This window comes from Flavobacterium cerinum (assembly GCF_024496085.1).
GTDB classification, from domain to species: domain Bacteria; phylum Bacteroidota; class Bacteroidia; order Flavobacteriales; family Flavobacteriaceae; genus Flavobacterium; species Flavobacterium cerinum_A.
In genome coordinates, this window is record NZ_CP101751.1 from 3,442,516 (window position 1) to 3,463,351 (window position 20,836).

Annotated in this window: 15 protein-coding genes; 12 read left to right on the forward strand and 3 right to left on the reverse strand. The window is 38.7% G+C overall.

Going from position 1 to position 20,836, the window contains the following annotated elements:
• Positions 1–147: 147 nt before the first annotated feature.
• The gene (locus NOX80_RS15480; RefSeq protein ID WP_256550706.1) at positions 148–6,438 is read right to left on the reverse strand and encodes a T9SS type B sorting domain-containing protein; all 6,291 of its coding nucleotides are present in this window, start codon (positions 6,436–6,438) and stop codon (positions 148–150) included.
• A gap of 213 nt (positions 6,439–6,651) precedes the next feature.
• Between NOX80_RS15480 and NOX80_RS15485 the strand changes: the two genes are divergently transcribed.
• The 5 genes from NOX80_RS15485 (at position 6,652) to lgt (ending at position 10,757) form a co-directional block, all read left to right on the forward strand.
• Positions 6,652–7,092: a hypothetical protein gene (locus NOX80_RS15485; RefSeq protein ID WP_256550707.1), complete on the forward strand. Its 441-nt coding sequence runs from the start codon at positions 6,652–6,654 to the stop codon at positions 7,090–7,092.
• A gap of 168 nt (positions 7,093–7,260) precedes the next feature.
• Positions 7,261–7,932, forward strand: coding sequence for a GTP cyclohydrolase I FolE (folE, locus tag NOX80_RS15490; RefSeq protein WP_256550708.1), 672 nt, complete (start codon positions 7,261–7,263; stop codon positions 7,930–7,932).
• 47 nt (positions 7,933–7,979) lie between these two features.
• Positions 7,980–9,461 (forward strand): cysteine--tRNA ligase, encoded by a 1,482-nt coding sequence (gene cysS, locus NOX80_RS15495; protein WP_256550709.1) that lies wholly within the window; start codon positions 7,980–7,982, stop codon positions 9,459–9,461.
• A gap of 57 nt (positions 9,462–9,518) precedes the next feature.
• Complete coding sequence (gene yidD, locus NOX80_RS15500) at positions 9,519–9,746, forward strand: membrane protein insertion efficiency factor YidD (protein WP_256550710.1); 228 nt, start codon at positions 9,519–9,521, stop codon at positions 9,744–9,746.
• A gap of 84 nt (positions 9,747–9,830) precedes the next feature.
• Positions 9,831–10,757 carry a prolipoprotein diacylglyceryl transferase gene (gene lgt / locus NOX80_RS15505; protein WP_256553025.1) on the forward strand — a complete coding sequence of 309 codons (927 nt, stop codon included), beginning with the start codon at positions 9,831–9,833 and terminating at the stop codon, positions 10,755–10,757.
• A 73-nt stretch (positions 10,758–10,830) separates the two neighbouring features.
• On the opposite strand, the gene rho is transcribed toward lgt, so the two are convergent.
• Entirely contained in the window at positions 10,831–12,588 is a 1,758-nt protein-coding gene (rho, locus tag NOX80_RS15510) for a transcription termination factor Rho (RefSeq protein ID WP_256550711.1), read from the reverse strand.
• 187 nt (positions 12,589–12,775) lie between these two features.
• Here rho and NOX80_RS15515 point away from each other — a divergent pair, with 187 nt between their 5' ends.
• From NOX80_RS15515 to NOX80_RS15530, 4 genes are all read left to right on the forward strand, one after another.
• Entirely contained in the window at positions 12,776–13,186 is a 411-nt protein-coding gene (locus NOX80_RS15515) for a DUF4293 domain-containing protein (RefSeq protein WP_256550712.1), read from the forward strand.
• Positions 13,187–13,376: 190 nt separating this feature from the next.
• The gene (locus NOX80_RS15520) at positions 13,377–14,039 is read left to right on the forward strand and encodes a response regulator (RefSeq protein ID WP_256550713.1); all 663 of its coding nucleotides are present in this window, start codon (positions 13,377–13,379) and stop codon (positions 14,037–14,039) included.
• A 12-nt stretch (positions 14,040–14,051) separates the two neighbouring features.
• A complete protein-coding gene (locus NOX80_RS15525; RefSeq protein ID WP_256550714.1) occupies positions 14,052–14,330 on the forward strand; it encodes a hypothetical protein in 279 nt (92 codons plus the stop codon).
• 2 nt (positions 14,331–14,332) lie between these two features.
• On the forward strand, positions 14,333–16,087 hold the full coding sequence (locus NOX80_RS15530; protein WP_256550715.1) for a tetratricopeptide repeat-containing sensor histidine kinase: 1,755 nt from the start codon (positions 14,333–14,335) through the stop codon (positions 16,085–16,087).
• A 1-nt stretch (position 16,088) separates the two neighbouring features.
• Here NOX80_RS15530 and NOX80_RS15535 read toward each other — a convergent pair whose 3' ends face one another.
• On the reverse strand, positions 16,089–16,586 hold the full coding sequence (locus NOX80_RS15535; RefSeq protein WP_256550716.1) for a metallophosphoesterase family protein: 498 nt from the start codon (positions 16,584–16,586) through the stop codon (positions 16,089–16,091).
• A 156-nt stretch (positions 16,587–16,742) separates the two neighbouring features.
• Here NOX80_RS15535 and truA point away from each other — a divergent pair, with 156 nt between their 5' ends.
• The 3 genes from truA (at position 16,743) to lpdA (ending at position 20,817) form a co-directional block, all read left to right on the forward strand.
• Positions 16,743–17,486, forward strand: coding sequence for a tRNA pseudouridine(38-40) synthase TruA (truA, locus tag NOX80_RS15540; protein ID WP_256550717.1), 744 nt, complete (start codon positions 16,743–16,745; stop codon positions 17,484–17,486).
• A 5-nt stretch (positions 17,487–17,491) separates the two neighbouring features.
• Positions 17,492–19,240 carry an ABC transporter ATP-binding protein gene (locus NOX80_RS15545; RefSeq protein ID WP_256550718.1) on the forward strand — a complete coding sequence of 583 codons (1,749 nt, stop codon included), beginning with the start codon at positions 17,492–17,494 and terminating at the stop codon, positions 19,238–19,240.
• 188 nt (positions 19,241–19,428) lie between these two features.
• Entirely contained in the window at positions 19,429–20,817 is a 1,389-nt protein-coding gene (gene lpdA, locus NOX80_RS15550; RefSeq protein WP_256550719.1) for a dihydrolipoyl dehydrogenase, read from the forward strand.
• Positions 20,818–20,836 lie beyond the last annotated feature (19 nt).

Consider the following 20,836-nt stretch of genomic DNA (forward strand, 5'->3'; position numbering starts at 1 on the left):
AGAAGATTATCCAATGTAGTCTATCCGATTTGTAATCGTCTCTGCTTGTTCTACACTCACTTGACCCATAAAAAAAAGAGCTGTCATGACAGCCCTTTTTTTGTTTTTCTTACCTGACAGGTTTTAAAAACCTGTCAGGTAAGCGCTTTATCGTTTTAACGAGAAGTGTGCTTTAAACTCTTTCACTTCTCCATTCTCCGTATAGTTCACTGTGAACCAGTAATCTGTTGATGGTAACGGTTGTCCGTTTAATGTTCCATCCCATCCGCTTACTCGTGATGGCTTGATCTGTTTCAATAGTTTGCCGTAACGGTCAAATATATAAATTTTTGCATTGACATCGTTTTCTAAATCACCAATATTCCAGAAATCATGGTAATTATCACCGTTTGGTGTGAAATAATGCGGATAGTTGATCACTGTTACATTTCTTACGATTGTGGCCGCACAACCTTTCATATCGTAAACCGTGATCGTATGTGTTCCTGAACTTACATTAGTAAACACCGAACTAGACTGGATATCACCTTCGTCTAACTGATACATATACTCTCCGATTCCGATTGCCTGAACCGTTATCACCTGATTATCCGTAAAGGCATTCGATACCGTATACGTTACCTCGGCCGGTTCGGATTGGGTGATTACTACTTCTGCCGGTAACGATACACAACCGGTTACTGTACTGGTTGCAATTACCGAATACGTGCCCGCATGGTTTACTTCATACGTTGAACCTGTTGCTCCCGCTATCGGTTGTGGCGCTCCACTTGCATCATCCTCATACCATTGGAATGTATGCGTTGCTGCATCTAATCCACTGTCAATAATATGGGTATTCAGAACGTTTCCTGTCTCCTGATCAACACATACAAATCCTGCATTTGGTGTCGGCTCCGGTAATCGGAATACGGTAATATTAAAACGTATTTCTGCAGGACATCCGTATGCACTGTACGTATTTTTAACTACCGCAATGATCTCATGCGTCAGGTAATCTGTAATCGTATAAGCTCCCGGTGTTCCAATTGGCGTTCCGTTGGCTAAATCAGCATCTGATGCATAATAGCTTACACTAAAGTTCGGATCCGCTGCTTGTACAGGACCTAAGATCGTAGCATCTAAACTGCTTAAATCGAAAGTTTCTGTTCCGTCATTCAAATCATCACATCGGGTAATATCCGGTATATCGGTCGCTTCGGATCCTCTTTCCACAAATAACTGGAAGCTGGTCGTGTTGTAACAACCTGTAGCCGTATTCACTACACGTACATAAATCGTCTCACCGTTTACCGTACTTGGGTGGTTCGTTGCCAATGGCGCCGCTCCACTATCAGCATCCGCCTGAGTAGCATGGTACGTTACCGTATAACCTGCAGGACCTTGACCTGCTAAAGCTTCCGGGGTTTTCGTACTTAAATCAAATACTCCACTTCCCGTGAATGGAATCTGACACATATGGTAATCCGTTACAGGACCTGCCGCCGGTCTTGGATTCACTATCAATGGCTGTTCTACTACTAATGAACAACGGTCACGGTTATTAGCCGGGGCTGTAGTCACCCGGATCCAAACACTGGTTAGTGCGTTTCCGTTTCCATCAACATTCTGCCAGTTCGTTGGTGTTGCAATAGCGTTGATTCCGGCTAATGCATCGGTCTGACTTGCGTGGTAGGTTAGAACATAGTTCGCATTATTGCGGATATAGTTCGCATTTACCGTTACATCAAAAAATGTAATGCCATCGCCAGGATAATCATCATCACACAATACTAGCGGTGCCGGATCAAATTTCGGTTCCGGTAATGGTGTAACTCGGATTGTTAAGGTAACATAGCTGCTACATCCTGCTCCGCTTATCACTTCTACTAACAAAGTTTGTACTGTAGCTGTATTAGGGAAAGCTGTTGGATTGGTGATCAACGTTCCAGGGTTTGGCGGTAAAGCCGTACTGCTGTAATATTTGAACGTATAACCTGTTGCGCCTCCGGTGATCTGTGCCTCACGAATCGTTAAATCAAATATCTGACGTTGATCATTCGGTAATGCGTCATCACATAAAGTGATCTCATCCGGTTGCGTTAATTGTAGCGGACTGTTTACAATCAGCTTAAAGCTGCCGATAGTATAACATCCCGTAGCGATATGCGTTACACGAACCCAGATCGTCTGACCGTTGGTGCCGATAAAGTTTCCGTTTGATACTATAAACGGAGTTCCGTTCTCTGCATTGGTCTGCGAAATATAATAGTTCACTTCATAATCTGTAGCTGCACCTGTTTGAGCTGCTAAAATTGTAGCCGTGTGTACTGTTAAATCAAACGTCGTCTGGTTGTCATGCGGATTAGAATCCGTATCACACTCATCTAAATCCAATAACGTTGGCATAATAGGCGCCGGTTCAACTCGTAACTGGAACGAGTAAACACTCTTACATCCTGTTACGTTGTTTGTTGCCAATACCCATAAAGTCTGATTCCAAGGGTTAATGTTCTCATATGGCATGATCGTGATTGGGAACAAGCCGTTTTGAGCATTTTGTTGTGTTTCGTGGAAACTTACCGTTACATTGGTCTCACCACTTAACATATCAGTCACTAAATCATTCAAGTCAAAACTTCCGATTCCGTCATTGTTAGTTCCATCACAAACCGTAACCGGTGTTGTTGGCATAATCAATACCGGTAATGGCTCTACTCGTAAATCCATAGCCGTTACCGAGTAACAGCCCGTGGTACTGTTGGTTACATTAACAAAAATCGTTTGAACAGTCGCAACCTCATTCGTGTATAATGTCGGTAATTCCGTTCCTGCTACATTAGCATGAGCTTGCGCCTCTGTTTTATAGAACTTAACTTCTAATCCTGTAGCCGTTCCGATAATCTCAGGGATCTTAGTCGATAAATCGAACTGCTCGTATAACGGCTGACCTGTGTAATCACACAAAGTATAAGCCGGTACCGGCATTGGAACCGATGGTAATGGGTTTACGATTAATTGGAATGAACCTACTGCGATACATCCATGCGCATTCTGCAACTGATACCAGATCGTTTCCGGGTTGCTTCCGTTTTGGTAAGCTGTCGGTACAGTAATAGGGCTGGTTCCCGCTAAAGCATTCGCTTCACTTAAGTAATACGTTACCGTAATTCCTGTTTGTGTTCCGCTTACTTCTGCATCTTTTGTAGTCAGATTAAAAATCTCTACTCCGTCGCCAGGTGTACTGGTTTCACACAATTCATAGTTACTTACGTTTTGTACAATTGTAGGTCTTTCATGAACGATTAACGTCAAGGTTGAGAAAGACGCACAAGCATTTACTCCTGTATTAACTACTCGGATATATAAAATCTGACTAACAGGGTTAATATTGGTATATAAAGGCATTTGGATCGGATAGTTTCCTAACTGCGCATCTTCCGGTGTTTCATGGAAAGTTACGGTAAGGTTAGGATCACCACCGGTAATCTCTGCCAGTTTTACACTTAAATCAAAAGTTACAACTCCGTCATCGTAGTTATCATTACACATCTCTAATGGTGTAGGATTAAAGATTGTTGGTGCCACTACTGTAGTTACCGTATGACTTCCGGTTTGTGCCTGACTACAAGCCGGTGTTCCGCTTGAAGTAACACTGATCAATTGATAAGTAATCGGTCCCGTTAATGGTGCTGTCGTAACTGAAGCAGTTCCCGCACTGTTTAAGGTAACCGTTAAAGGTGTTGTATTACCGTCAAATGTATAGGTAACCGTTGCATTTGGTGTTCCGTTGATAACAATTGTAGCGGAACTTCCGGAACATACTGAAGCTGGTCCGGTAATGGTCGCCTCAGGTAAAGCTTTTACGCCAATTGTTACCGATGCATTTTGGTTCTGAGTACATACCGGAGTTACTGCCGGATCGGTACTTACACTCATTAAACTATAAGTCGCAGCAGCCGTTAATGCAGGAGTCGTAATACTCGCATTTCCGGTAGCATCTAAATTTATTGTCATTGTTGTGGTTCCGTCACTATATGTTACCACTCCGTTTGCAGGACCTGTAAAACTTACAACTGCTGTATCGCCCGAACAAATTAAAGCCGGTGCACTGATCGTAGCTGTTGGTAGTGGATTAACTGTGATAGTAGCACTACCTGTCAAATCAGCAGTACACGGAGAAGTCCCTTGTGTACTTATACTTACCAAATTGTATGTTGTTGTAGCCGTTAACGGACCTACTGTTACAGTTCCTTCTCCAATTCCGTCTAATGTTACTGTAGCATTTGTTGTTCCATTATTATAGGTTACTATTGTATTGGCAGTTCCGTTAAACGTTAACACTGCAGTATCACCGGAACAAATTGTTGTACTACCGGCAATTGTCGCGCTTGGCTGACTAGCGATAGTTACAGTTGCACTACCTGTTACCGTATTAGTACATTGCGGTGCATCCGGATAATTAGTTACAACACTTATTAATGTATAGGTACTGTTAGCTGTTAATGGAGGTGTTGTTACCGATCCGTTTCCTGAAGCGTCTAACGTTACGCTTCCTGAAGATCCGTCAACATCATAATTAACTGTAGCATTTGCAGTTCCTGAGAAACTGATAACAGCTGTACCGTTTAAACAAACAGTTGTACTTCCGCTAATTGTAGCTGTTGGTAATTGTCTTACCGTTACATCAGCCGAAGCATTTAATGTTTTTGTACAAGGCGTTGTACCTGCCGATGTCACACTAACTAATGTATAGGTAGTAGTAGTTGACAAGTTAGGCGTTGTAATAGTAGCCGTACCAGCCGGACTTAATACAACTGTTACAGGAGTAGTACTTCCGCCAACTGTATAATCAACAGAAGCATTTGGCGTACCGGTTATGGTAAGTGTTCCCGAAGTATTTTCACAGATTGTTGATCCAACGATAGAAGCCGTTGGCTCAGCAATTACCTCAATATCCATAGTAGTTGCTGTAGCACACTCTCCCGGATTAGGTGTAAAAGTATAAGTTGTAGTTCCTACTCCACTTGTGCTTACTGTAGCCGGGCTCCATGTACCGTTAATTCCATTATTAGAAGTTGTCGGCAATGTTGGCGGTGGCGTGTTTAAACACAAAGGCCCCACCGGTGAAAAACCTGGTGGTGTAGACCCTCCGCGGATCAATTCAAAACTTTTAATTTTATAACAATCCGAGTTCGGATCATTTACCCTTACAAAAACATGATCATTACCCGGAGCCGGATTGTAACAGGTCGGATCATCGATCCAGTTAAATTCAGCTTCCGCATCTGCTAATGTCGGATAATAAGTTACAATATAATCTGCAGGATTTAGCGTTCCTAATACGACATCTGTATTAGGTGTCAAATCCCAACATGTATTGTCCTGAGGACATTTATTTAAATCATCTGGTTGGTTAATATCGAATGTACTTACCGGTACAACTACGTTATCCCGTACAACTGTTCTGGTACCGTCACAAGCCGTATAAGTCGCTTCAGCAGTATATACAGACGTCACACTAGGACAAACCGTCATTGTAGTATTAGTACTAAGTGTATTTCCGTTTTGGTCTAACCATTGGAAAGTTACGTTAGACGGACCTGACGGTGTAAAACGCCAAGCTTCCGGAGTATACACACTCCATGTTCCTGTATTTCTTCCCGGAGGTGCATATCCAACTGTTCCGGCCTGGTTTTGAATACCGATTAACCCGGAACCACTGTTCCATGTAGTACATGGAGTTCTTCTTTTCACATATACTTCAATAACATTGGTTGTTTCATAAAGCACCATCTGACTGGTTTGAGTACCTCTTGGTCCAGTTTGATCCGTGCTATATCCACATTGCCAATGTCCCATCTCATAAATATTAAAAACAAGCGTTCTACATGGCGCTTGTCCGATAATCTGATAGTTGATAGAATGATAAGAAGGTGAAGCTCCTGCTTCCGGATTCAAATCCTGCAATACTCCAAATATTGCATTTCGATAAGGTAATGTCTGAGCACTCTGAGGAATCTGAGTATTAAATTGATATCCACTACCGCTACCTGGTACATACAAACCTCCCGGAACTCCTCCTGGCCCTGCAATACTAAAAGACAACGCTCCATTATCACATATTAATACTTTATCATAGTTCTGATTAAAGAAACAGAACTTAAATCCTAAGTTAATAATTTGTGACCAGTCGTCATCCTGATTAATAGGAATAGCGTTTCCCCCAACGAAAGGGAACGGGGGAGCATACGGAATAGAAGAAACCGTATAGGTATTGGTACCACCCGTCTCTAAATAAGTTGCTTTAATTTGCCTGCATTCGCCAGGTTCACAAATCGTAGCAACCGGATTACCGTTTACATCTCCCCCCTTAACATTCGCACAACCAGGAGCTTGCGCATAGAGATTAATTGAAAAGACATAAACCAATAACAGTAATAGATAATTATTTCTCATTATAAATTAGTTTTTTGGAACGCGAAATTTACATAAAATTAAGAAACAATTAACTTTATTAGCCTAAAAAAATCTTTCCATCATAAAAATTAACATTTTCAATAAAAGTTCATAACAAAATACATCAACCTAGTTAAAAAAATTAACACGCTATAGGTCATTTCATTTTTTTTTCTAGTTTTACAATCTAATTTCTTAACCAAAAACCGAATCATGAGAAAATTGTATACAAACAGCTTGATTGCATTATTTTTCTTATTCACTACTTCTTTATTTGCTCAAAGCAGTTCCGATTTAGTATTATCATCTGAAAAATCTGATGCCAGCGCTATACTTAAACTAAGTACTTCTCAAAACTTATCCGCGGGATACACAATTGAAGTACAAAACAACGCCTGTGGTGTTGACGATTCCAGATACCTTGAAAAACCGATTTTTTACAAATCAACCGACACTGCCCTTACCGGTAATTTCTCAAAATCCGGTAACACGTACAGTTTCAACACTCCGTTTACCTATACCACATTAGCAGCTAAATGGTTCCGTTGGAGAGTCGTTTTAAGTAATGGCCAAACTTCCGCATGGCAGTGCTTCTCATGGAGTTCTTATTGCGCCAAATACCTTAATGCCGACGGTTCTTGTAAAAACCAATAACAGCAATACAAACACTATATAAATATAAGGTTAAGCATTTTGCTTGACCTTTTTTTATTTTATCAATTCATTAACATTTTAAGCGCAATTTACAGTAGGAATCCGAATACAGAATCAAGTTTATTACCTATCTTTGCAGCTAATTTTTTTACACTAAAATTCTACATAATGATCCATAATGATGATTTGCATGACGAAATTGGTGACAATCACATCGCTTCCAGCGCTGAAACACCATTACGTCCGGATGCTTTTGACATATCTGATGAAGAAAAAATCAACGCTATCAAAAAGGACGTTGAAAGCATACTAAACACTTTAGGCTTAGATTTAACAGACGACAGCCTTAAAGGAACACCTAACCGTGTTGCGAAAATGTTTGTAAAAGAAATTTTCGGAGGATTGAACCCTGCTAAAAAACCGGGATCATCTACTTTCGACAATAAATACAAATACAACGAAATGCTGGTTGAAAAAAACATTACCGTTTATTCAACCTGTGAGCATCACCTGTTACCAATCGTAGGACGCGCTCATGTTGCCTACATTTCAAACGGAACGGTTGTAGGCTTATCAAAAATGAACCGTATTGTAGATTTCTTCGCTAAAAGACCTCAGGTTCAGGAGCGTTTAACCATTCAGATTGTTCAGGAACTACAACGCGTTCTTAAAACGGACAATGTAGCTTGCGTAATCGATGCCAAACACCTTTGTGTAAACTCCCGCGGAATCCGTGATATCGAAAGCAGTACGGTAACTGCTGAATTCGGAGGCCTATTTAAAGAGGACAAGGTACGCAGAGAGTTTTTAGATTACATCAAGCTGGATACTCAATTTTAATTTGTTATTTTAGACAATTAAATAAACCAACAACAAATAGTTTAAAGATGCATTTATATCAAAATCAAAATTTAAAGATTTACAATTCTCTTTCCGGGGAAAAAGAACTTTTCACTCCTATTCATGAGGGAAATGTCGGAATGTATGTTTGTGGACCTACGGTTTACAGCAATGTACATTTGGGAAATTGTAGAACTTTTATCTCTTTTGATTTAATTTACCGATACCTGAAGCATCTTGGTTTTAAAGTACGTTATGTTCGTAACATTACCGACGTAGGACATTTGGTTGACGATGAAGATGACGGCGAAGATAAAATCGCAAAAAAAGCGCGTATCGATCAGATTGAACCGATGGAGGTTGTGCAGAAATACACGGTAGATTTTCACCAGATATTAGAACTTTTCAATAATCTGACTCCCAGTATTGAACCGACGGCAACCGGACACATTATTGAACAAATTGAAATTATCAAACAAATCATTGATAACGGATTCGGTTATGTAGTTAACGGTTCTGTCTATTTTGATGTTGTTAAATTTAACCAGTCCCATCATTACGGAAAATTAAGCGGTCGGAATATCGACGATATGATTGCCAATACCCGTGATCTTGACGGTCAGTCCGACAAAAAGAATCCACAGGATTTTGCTTTATGGAAAAATGCCGAGCCGCAACACATTATGCGTTGGCCTTCACCATGGGGAGACGGATTTCCCGGATGGCATTTGGAATGTACAGCAATGAGTACAAAATATCTGGGTGAAAAATTTGATATTCACGGTGGCGGAATGGATTTAAAGTTCCCACACCACGAATGTGAAATCGCTCAAAATGAAGCTTGTACCGGTCATTCGCCGGTAAATTACTGGATGCACGCTAATATGCTTACTCTTAACGGTAAAAAAATGGCCAAATCGACCGGAAACAACATTTTACCACGAGAATTATTTACTGGGGAAAACACCATTTTAAGTAAAGCATTCTCTCCGGCCGTTACCCGTTTCTTTATCCTGCAAGCGCATTACAGAAGCATTCTGGATTTCTCAGATGAAGCGATTTTAGCCTCAGAAAAAGGCTTTAACCGTTTAATGGAAGCACTAGATACGCTGGAAAATATAGAAGCTTCAAGTAATTCTACAATAGACATCAATTCATGGAAACAATCTTGTTATGATGCGATGAACGATGACTTTAACAGTCCGATTTTGATTGCTCAGCTTTTTGAAGCTGTACGCTATATCAATTTATTGAAAGACACCAAAGAATCCCTGAACAGTACCGATCTGGAACACTTTAAAAAGATATTAAAAGCACTTGTTTTTGATGTTTTAGGATTAAAAAATGAAAAGGCAGATGATCCTGAAAACGGAAAACTGGAAGGTGTTATAAATATGCTGATCGGGATCCGAAATGAAGCCAGAGCCAATAAAGATTTTGCTTTATCCGATCAGATCAGAGATCAGTTAATCGCTTTAGGCATTCAGCTAAAAGACGGAAAAGAAGGCACCTCTTTCACTTTAAATTAAAATACAAAACCTAAATGATGAAGCTTCCAACTTCATCATTTTTATTTTCAGAAAAAAATGAACATCCGGAAAATTATCATCACCCCGTTTATCTGGCTCATCCGATTTTATCAGGGTGCCATCTCCCCTTTTACACCGTCAGCATGCCGTTATTCCCCTACTTGTTCCCATTATGCTGTCGAAGCTTTACAAAAACACGGTCTTTTTAAAGGCGGATGGTTAGCCACAAAAAGAATCATCAGCTGCAATCCCTGGGGCGGAAAAGGTTACGATCCCGTCCCGTGATTTAATGTTTAAATTTACCTTAATTATTAGCATCATTCGCCTACATTTCTCTATTTTTACCAAAATATAAGCACTCAATTTATGATAACACACGCTTTACAGTTAGTCTGGAACCCTTCACACGGAATTGATCTGGGCTTTTTTACTGTTCGTTATTACAGCCTTATGTTTGTAATTGCCTTCGGATTAGGATGGTATATTATGAAACATATTTATGAAAGAGAAAACATTCCAATCGAGAAACTGGATTCTCTTTTTATCTACACAGTATTTGCCACCTTAATCGGTGCTCGTCTCGGACATGTATTCTTTTATGACTGGGATTATTTCAAAGATCACAAACTGGAAATCCTTTTACCGTTCCGTTTCGAACCGCATTTTGAATTTACCGGTTTTGCCGGTTTGGCCAGTCACGGCGCTGCTATAGCCATTATATTAGTAATGTACTATTACAGTAAAAAAATCATCCATAAACCCATATTATGGATCTTAGATCGTATTATTATTCCGGTTACCTGCGGTGGAATTTTCGTTCGTTTAGGTAACTTTTTCAACTCTGAGATTGTCGGGCACGAAACGGCATCTTCTTTAGGTATTCGCTTCATTCAGGATAAATACACACCGGGAGAAGCCATGCGTTTAACCAATATAAACAATGCAACCGAAGCCTACAAAGCCATAGAAAGCAACCCTCAATTTGCTCCGTTATTAGAAAACGTAATCCCGAAACATCCGGCGCAACTTTACGAAGCTTTCGGTTATATTTTTGTATTCCTGATTTTATTCTTCCTATACTGGAAAACCAATGTTCGTGAAAAACTAGGCTTCCTGTTCGGTTTATTCCTGGTACTTCTTTGGACTGTACGTTTTGTAGTAGAATATGTAAAAGAAAGTCAGGGTGGCTTTGAAAACGAATTAGGTATGTTTTCTACCGGCCAATGGTTAAGTATTCCGTTTATTATCGTTGGATTCATACTATTGATTCGCGCTAAAAAACAAACAACTATTTAATAAAATCTTTCCGATTTAAACATAAAAAGGGCTGTCATGTGACAGCCCTTTTTATACCTTTATTTCCCCTGATTTAATCATTCATTGAGATCAGGAATTCTTCATTATTTCGGGTTTTCTTAAAACGATCATTGATAAAATCCATTGCTTCTACCGGATTCATATCCGCCAGATATTTACGCATAATCCACATACGTTGAATAGTACCTTCATCTAACAATAAATCATCACGACGCGTACTTGAAGAAGTCAAATCGATAGCCGGGAAGATACGTTTATTAGCAATTTTTCTATCCAATTGCAACTCCATATTACCGGTTCCTTTAAACTCTTCAAAAATCACTTCATCCATTTTAGATCCGGTTTCCGTTAAAGCAGTTGCAATGATACTTAACGAACCTCCGTTTTCAATATTACGAGCCGCTCCGAAGAAACGTTTCGGTTTTTGCAATGCATTCGCATCAACACCACCACTCAATACTTTACCGGATGCCGGTTGTACCGTATTATAAGCTCGTGCCAAACGTGTAATTGAATCTAATAAAATCACTACATCATGACCGCACTCAACTAATCGTTTTGCTTTTTCCAATACGATATTAGCCACTTTTACATGACGTTCAGCCGGTTCATCAAAAGTAGAAGCGATCACCTCTCCTCTTACACTACGCTGCATATCCGTAACCTCTTCCGGTCTTTCATCAATCAGCAAAACAATCAGGTATACTTCCGGATGATTTGCCGCAATAGTATTGGCAATATCCTTTAAAAGCATTGTTTTACCGGTTTTAGGCTGTGCTACAATCATACCACGTTGTCCTTTACCGATAGGTGAAAACAAATCAATGATACGAGTAGAAATTGTACTTTGTTTTTCCGCCAGATTAAATTTTTCTTCCGGGAATAACGGTGTCAAATGTTCAAACGAAACACGGTCACGAACTACCTGCGGATCATGTCCGTTAATTTTTAACACACGTACCAACGGAAAATATTTCTCTCCTTCTTTCGGAGGACGCACCACCCCTTTTACCGTATCTCCCGTTTTCAAACCAAATAAACGAATCTGTGATTGCGATAAGTAAATATCATCCGGTGAAGCCAGATAATTATAATCCGAAGAACGTAAAAATCCATAACCGTCCGGCATCATTTCCAAAACACCTTCACTTTCGATTATACCATCGAATTCGTAATCCGGTTCACGGAAATTCTGTTTTTTATTTTTCTGATTTGGATTTTGGTTTTGATTTTGAACATTCCCTTGATTCGGATTCGGATTATTAGGTGCTTTCTCCGTTGTTTCCTCTACTGCTGAATCGTCCTGATTTTGTAAACGTGGTGTTTGTTTCTGGGATTGTTGGGTAGTTTGCGGTTGCGCTGACTTGGAATTATTATCTTTATTAAAGCGCTGTTTTTGCTGAAATTCTTTTTTCTGAGGAAAGCTCTTTTCCTTTTTACTTTCTGTAATTTCCGGAACGGCTTTTTCTTGTGTTTTTTCAGAAGCTATAACAACAGGTTCTTTTGGTACTGTTTTAATGACTTCTGCTTTTGGCTCTGTTTCTTTAATCTCGATCGAAAGCTGAGGCTTTTTCTCTCTTATCTCTCGCTGTGGTTTTGCTATTCTTGCTCTTTTTACTTTCCCTTCTGCTATGGATTCTTCTTCTTTTAAAGCCGGTTTCACAACTTCTGGGTTTGTCGCCTGGTGGTCTAGAATCTGATAAATTAATTCGTCTTTCTTTAGGTTTCGATACTTATTAATTTTAGCAATCTTCGCAATCTCCTGAAGCTCAGCAAGCTTCATTTCTTTTAATACGGAAATATCAAACATGAATCGTTTTCTAGTTAAATTAAATGTAATGTAGATCTAAATTTGGGTAGTAATATTTTTGTGAAATGAAATAACCGCAAAATGAAGTACTTACGGTTCTACCATGCAATAATACGAATTTATTTTGTATCGTATCCTATTTTTTAAAAAAAGAAATGCTATTTTTGCTCAGCAATTACACAATATAATGATACAAAGAATTCAAACCGTATACCTTTTTATCGCTTTTGTCTTCTCGGGAATACTACCTTTTGTTTTCCGACTTTGGACAAATCCTGCCGGTGAAGAAGTATTTTTCATGACCAATTTGGTTTATGTATCGCTTTTCGGTTTGAGTACGACACTTTCATTAGTAAGTATCTTTAGTTATAAAAACAGACAAAACCAGTTTGTAATGAACCGGTTAAATATGATATTAAACGTTATATTACTAGGATTATTTGTGTATCGCTCACTAAATTTATCTGGAGAAACGGAAGTTTCTGAGAAAGGTATTGGGATGTTTCTTCCTATTGTTTCTATCGTCTTTTTGGTTTTAGCCAATAAAGCCATCAAGAAGGATGAAGATCTTGTAAAATCTGTAGATCGATTACGATAAACCTATCATCTTAGTTTATTAGTGCGTTAAAAAACCGGATCGTAATGATCCGGTTTTTTTATTTCCTTCAAAAACAGCTTGTCGTTATTTTCCAACCTTTCATCGTTTATATTCAATCAAATACTTAATTAATTATATATAAAATAATAATATAACATAATTAATATTAAATTTGATTAAAATTACAGCAATGAACGATAAAATACGTATCCATCTTGCCGATGATCATCTGGTGCTAATCGAAGGAATTCTTGCTGTTTTAAAAACAAACAAGAACTTCGAAGTCGTTGGCTATTCGCTTAACGGAGCTGAATTACTCGACAAAATCTATTCACAAGCAGTAGATGTTTTGGTGATTGATATCAATATGCCCTGCAAAGACGGCATCGAAGTACTAAAAGAATTTTCACAAAAAGGCTACCCTTGTCATGTTATTGTACTTTCCAGCTATGATGATGTAAAACTAATTAAAGAAGTGATACAACTCGGCGCCAAAGGCTATCTCACTAAACAATGTGCCAGTGAAAATATCATTGAAGCCATAACCAGCGTCAGTAAAGGTGAAGAGTATTACTCCAAAGCCATTCGCGAAAAAATCTTCCTTTCCTTTACCGGAATCGGAAATGATAAATCGACCGATAACAGCGATCTATTACCGTTAATAACTGATCGCGAACTTGAAATATTAAAACTAATTTCCAAAGAATATAGCGGTAAAGAAATCAGCGAGGAACTCTTTATCAGTACCAACACCGTTGAAACACACCGCAAAAATCTTATCAAAAAACTCAATGTAAAAAATACCATAGGACTAGTAAAGTTTGCAATACGTAACAACTTGATTAACCAATAAATCTACATAGCTATGGCCTTACTAAAAAAACATGAAGTACGTGACAACGGGAACAATACTTTCGACCTGTTAATCACCTTTCCGGACAATTGCAGTTATTCGTATTCGTTTGACAGCGCAACTTCCAAAAATCACATTGACATTGTTTTGAGCATGTCGCAAAAACCCTCCTCCAATTACATCACCAGAAACGAGACCGTTACTCCTTATAACGATCAGTTAAAAATTGATGTTTCACAAACTCAGGATGGCGTTACTGCGACTAAACCTAAAATTATAATAGAGATCTGATATTGAAAAATAGTATACTGCTTGTCGTATTCTTATACAGTAGCCTCTTCTGGTCACAAAATCAGAAAAGTAGCGACTCAACAGATTATTACCTGAATCGACATCAGGAATTAAACGCTTTACGCTACCTGCAACGGGAATCGGAGTCGCTATATCGGGATCAGAATTATACCGAATTATGCCAAAAAAGAATTCGGAAAGCTCATATATATATTCGCCTGAAAGACTATTCCAAAGCCATCGATATTCTTTTTAACACCCTTCAGATCGCCGAAAAAAAACAACTCCACTTACAGGAAGCCATCATCCTAAAACATATTGGTGTATGTTTTGAACAAACCAAAAACATCAAACAAGCAGTATACTATCTTAGAAAAAGTGAAAAATGCGCCTATTCTCAGGAAAATGATTCTTTATCTGCCTGGGCACAACAAGGACTTTTTAAAATTTTTGCCGAAAAAAACAATCTTGACAGCGCCCGTTTTTACATGAAACGGATTCTGGATATTGCCAAAAACAACGGTACCAATCAACAGAAATATGTTGGCTTTAGCAATTATGCCGCTTATTATCTTAAAACTAAAGAATACGACAGAGCCAAACAATATCTCGACACTACGTTATTCTATGCCGAGGCATCCAAAAATCTCGAAAGCCTGAACAACACTCGTAGCAATATTGCTTATTACTATTTACAGGTTAAAAAAGATTACCAAAAAGCGGAAGCTATATTTTTACAGATTCTCGCTTCTAAACCCAATGACACGATTTCTTTATCCACTGCCGATACCTATCTGAACCTATCGTATGTTTATGAAAAGATGCAGGATTATAAAAAAGCGAATGCCTATCTGAATAAATACATCGACAATACAGAGGCTTTATTTAACGAAAGAGTCAGCTCTGAATTACGGGATACCGAAACCAAATACAAGATTTACAAGATCGAAGACACTTACAAAACCAAAGAGCAATTATTAAAGGACAAGGAAGCAAGAAACAAAAAACTACTTTATATTTTTATTACCTTATTTGCCTTTTGCAGCATTTTGTTTTATTTCTTCTATCAGAATATGCGCCTGAAACAGAAAAACAAACTAAAAGACGTTAACAATAAAATCCAGCAAAACATCATCAATGCAACTATTGACGGACAGGAATTTGAGCGAAAAAGACTCGCCGGAATTTTACACGACAGTATCAGCGCTTTATTATCATCTGCCAGTTTGCATTTAATGGCATACGAAACCAATCACGTAAATGAAGCTTCTCCCGAACTAACCAAAACCAAAGCGATCATAAAAGAAGCGCATGATAAAATCCGGGATTTATCGCATACCTTAATTCCTCCGGTACTCGAAAAGCTCGGATTACTGGCTGCTTTACAGGATTTATGCGAAAAGAACTCCAATACACTAATGCAGTTTGAATTCACCAATCATATTGCAAAGGATGTCCGATACAACAGTGATTTTGAAATGAAAATGTATTTTATTGTAGCTGAATTACTCAACAACATCATCAAGCACAGTCAGGCAAGCAAAGCCTATATTTCCGTTGAACAAAGTCAGAATCAACTTTTTATCAATGTTGAAGATAACGGCGTTGGCTTCGACACCAAGACAACGGAACATAAGGAAGGTTTCGGACTCACACAGATTAAAGCACGGATAAGAAGTATGCACGGCAGCATCAATATTAATTCCAAATCCAATACCGGAACGCTGATTTACATCAAAGTGGAATTACCCGATTAAATTATCCCCTTTTTCCGATCTCGATAACCTCCAGTTTTTGAATTTTATCACCGTCAATCTCAAAACGCAACATGGTTCGCATCTGATGAAAGCCGTGTGTTCCGGCCGCTCCCGGATTCATATGCAGTAAATTCAACTCTTTATCAAACTGCACTTTTAAAATATGAGAATGTCCGCAAATAAATAATTTCGGAGGATTTGCTTTTATTTCTGCACGTATGGACGGATTGTATTTTCCGGGATATCCGCCGATATGCGTAATCCAGACATCTACCCCTTCACACATAAAGCGATTATGCAACGGAAACTCCACCCGGGCTTTAGCGTCATCAATATTACCGTAAACAGCCCGCAACGGCTTACGTTCCTTTATAACATCCGTAACTGACAAATCACCGATATCTCCTGCATGCCAGACTTCATCAGCCTGATCTACATATTTTAAAATGGTCGCATCCATATGGCTATGCGTATCCGAAAGCAATAAAATCTTTTTCAAAATAAAACTTTTTTATCGTGGCGTTCAACATTACTAATCCCTACAAAAATAAACATAGTTAACCGTGTTTTAACTTAAAATTATAGCAATTTCAAATTTGTCAATTCTCGAATTCCCGTATCTTTGTTCTTTTTGTATTAATCTGGAAATTGAACTTTGAGGTATTTCGTAGAATTTGCTTATAACGGGAAGAATTATCACGGTTGGCAGTATCAGCCACATGCTATATCTGTACAGGAAACTTTAAACAAAGCCCTGTCGCTTTTATTAAAAAAAGAGATTGATCTTGTGGGTGCAGGAAGAACCGACACCGGAGTACACGCCCGACAAATGTTTGCTCATTTCGATTTTGACGAAATACTCGATTCGGATTACTGGGTGCAAAAACTGAATTCTTTTTTACCGAAAGATATCAGCGTGTATCGCTTTATCGCCTTACACGATGCGGCTCATGCCCGTTTTGATGCAACCGGCAGAACTTACGAATACCATATCCACACGTTTAAAGATCCATTTGAAAACGAAGGAAGCTGGTTTCATTTCCATCCGTTAAACGTTGAAGCCATGAATCAAGCTTCGCAATTGTTATTTGAATATACCGACTTCGAGTGCTTTTCAAAAGTACACACCGATGTTCGGACATTTAACTGTACGATTACTGAAGCCCACTGGCAGCAAAACGGTACAAAATTAGTTTTTACCATTACCGCCGACCGTTTTTTACGAAACATGGTTCGTGCCATAGTGGGCACTTTAATTAAAATAGGACTGGGTAAAACAACATTGGACGAATTCCGAAAAATAATCGAAAGTAAAGACCGTAATCAAGCCGGTTTTTCCGTTCCGGCTCACGGTTTATACCTGACCCGGGTTGTTTATCCCTATATACAAGAGCGTTAATTCTTATGAAAGCCATAAAATCTATTTCTTTAAAAAAAGTATTGCGCTTTGCCAAACCTTACCAGGGGCGGTTTAACGCTGTTATTGCATGGGCTATATCCCTGTCAATATTTGCCGCATTACGTCCCTATCTGCTAAAAGAAACCGTAGACCGTTACTTAACGACCCACGATTCGAAAGGACTTTTGTTCTTTATTCTAATCATGGCCGTTATATTGCTTCTCGAAGTCGCTTCGCAATTTTATTTTGTGTACTGGGCGAACTGGCTGGGACAAGATATTGTAAAAGATATCCGTGAAAAACTGTTCCGTCATATCAGTAATTTCAAAATGAAGTACTTCGATAACGAACCGGTTGGAAAACTGGTAACGCGTTCTGTTTCCGATATCGAGTCAATTGCAAGTATTTTTAGTCAGGGGCTATTTATGATTGTCAGCGACTTACTGAAAATGGTTGTAATACTCGGAATCATGTTTTACATGAACTGGAAATTAAGTTGTATCGTTATTCTGGGTATGCCGATATTACTATATGCCACTCGTATTTTTCAGCAAAAAATGAAAATCGCTTTTGAAGAAGTGCGAAATCAGGTCGGAAATCTAAACACCTTCGTACAAGAGCGTGTAACCGGGATGAAAATCGTACAGTTATTCAACCGTGAAGCCATTGAATATGAAAAATTCAAAATCATCAACCAGAAACACAATGATGCCTGGTTAAAAAATATCCTTTATAACTCTATCTTTTTCCCGATAGCCGATATTGTATCTTCCGTAACATTAGGTTGTATTGTTTGGTATGGCGGATTAAACATCATTAACGGCGACAATATGACTTCATTTGGTGATTTATTTGCTTACACCATGTTAATCAACATGTTGTTCAATCCGTTACGTCAGATTGCGGATAAATTCAATGTAATGCAAATGGGGATTATCGCAGCCGAAAGAGTATTTGAAGTACTCGATATTGATGATCATTTACAAACTTCCGGAACCATTGAAGCCAAACATTTTAAAGGCGATATCCGTTTTGAAAACGTACGTTTCAGCTATATCGAAGGAGAAGAAGTTTTAAAAGGCATCAATCTAAAAGTAAATGCCGGTGAAACAATCGCAATTGTAGGATCGACCGGAGCCGGAAAATCGACAATTATTAACCTGCTGAACCGATTTTATGAAATTGACAGCGGTACGATTACGATTGATAATACTGATATTAAAGAATTCACAATCAACAGCCTTAGAAAGCAAATTGCCATCGTATTACAGGATGTATTTTTATTTGCCGATTCCATTTTAAACAATATTACACTTTACAATCCTGCTATTAGCCGGGAAGATGTGATTGAAGCCGCTAAAAAAATCGGTGCGCATGATTTTATTATGAGCTTACCTGAAAATTATGATTACAATGTAAAAGAACGAGGTATCATGCTTTCTTCCGGTCAGCGACAGCTTATTGCCTTTTTAAGAGCCTATGTAAGCAATCCGAGCGTACTGATTTTGGATGAAGCCACTTCTTCGATCGATACGTATTCGGAAGAACTGATTCAAAAAGCAACCGAAACCATTACAAAAGGCAGAACTTCCATTGTTATTGCCCACCGACTGGCAACGATTATCAATGCCGATAAAATTATTGTAATGGACAAAGGTGAAATCGTAGAAGAAGGCACCCATTATCAATTGCTAAACAAGGAAAACGGGTTCTATAAAAACCTGTATTATTCCCAGTTTGCCGTTACAGAATAAACAACAGAAACAAGTTATTTATTCTTAAAATTAAACAATCAGCAGTATTTTCCCGGTAAAACTGGAAATACACTATTTTTAAGCGATTTGTTTTCGGGATATTTTGAAATTTGATAGTATTAAACTTTTCAGGAAACAAATAAATCCCTATTTTCGTACGCAGAAAATTCATTAGAAATTATACATTTATGAAATACGATATTATTGTTTTAGGAAGCGGGCCAGGTGGTTATGTAACAGCCATCAGAGCTTCACAATTAGGCTTTAAAGTAGCCATTATTGAAAAAGAAAACTTGGGAGGTATCTGCTTAAACTGGGGATGTATTCCAACGAAAGCGTTATTAAAATCGGCTCAGGTTTTTGATTACCTAAAACATGCTGCTGACTATGGTTTAACGGTTAAGGAGTTTGATAAAGATTTCGGTGCTGTTATTTCCCGCAGCCGTGGTGTTGCAGACGGAATGAGCAAAGGGATTCAGTTCCTGATGAAAAAGAATAAAATCGATGTTATTGACGGTTTCGGAAAAGTAAAACCGGGTAAAAAAATCGATGTTACCGATAAAGACGGAAAAGTAACAGAATATAGCGCAGATCATATTATCATTGCAACAGGAGCGCGTTCCCGTGAATTACCAAACCTTCCTCAGGACGGTAAAAAAGTAATCGGATACCGTCAGGCAATGACATTACCGGAGCAACCAAAATCAATGATTGTTGTGGGTTCTGGTGCTATCGGAGTTGAGTTTGCCCATTTCTACAATGCAATGGGAACTGATGTAACTATCGTTGAATTTATGCCGAATATCGTTCCGGTTGAAGACGAAGATATCTCAAAACAATTTGAGCGTTCTCTTAAAAAATCCGGTATCAAAATCATGACAAATTCATCTGTTGAGAAAATAGATACAAGCGGAAACGGTGTAAAAGCAACTGTAAAAACAGCTAAAGGAGAAGAAATCCTTGAAGCAGATATTTTACTTTCGGCTGTTGGTATTAAATCCAATATCGAAAACATCGGATTAGAAGAAGTTGGTATTGCTACCGACAGAGATAAAATCCTTGTTAACAGCTACTACCAGACTAATGTTCCGGGTTATTATGCTATCGGAGATGTGGTTCCGGGCCAAGCATTGGCACACGTTGCTTCTGCTGAAGGAATCCTTTGTGTGGAAAAAATTGCAGGTCTGCATGTAGAACCAATAGACTACGGAAATGTACCGGGATGTACGTATGCTACTCCGGAAATCGCTTCTGTAGGTTTAACAGAAAAACAAGCAAAAGAAAAAGGATACGAAATTAAAGTGGGTAAATTCCCGTTCTCAGCTTCTGGTAAAGCAAAAGCTGCCGGAACTCCTGATGGTTTCGTAAAAGTGATCTTTGACGCTAAATACGGAGAATGGTTAGGATGCCATATGATCGGTGCCGGTGTAACGGATATGATTGCAGAAGCAGTTGTAGCACGTAAACTGGAAACTACAGGTCATGAAATCCTGAAAGCCATCCACCCTCACCCTACTATGAGTGAAGCGGTTATGGAAGCTGTAGCAGATGCTTACGGTGAAGTGATCCACTTATAAAACAAGAAAAACACGCATT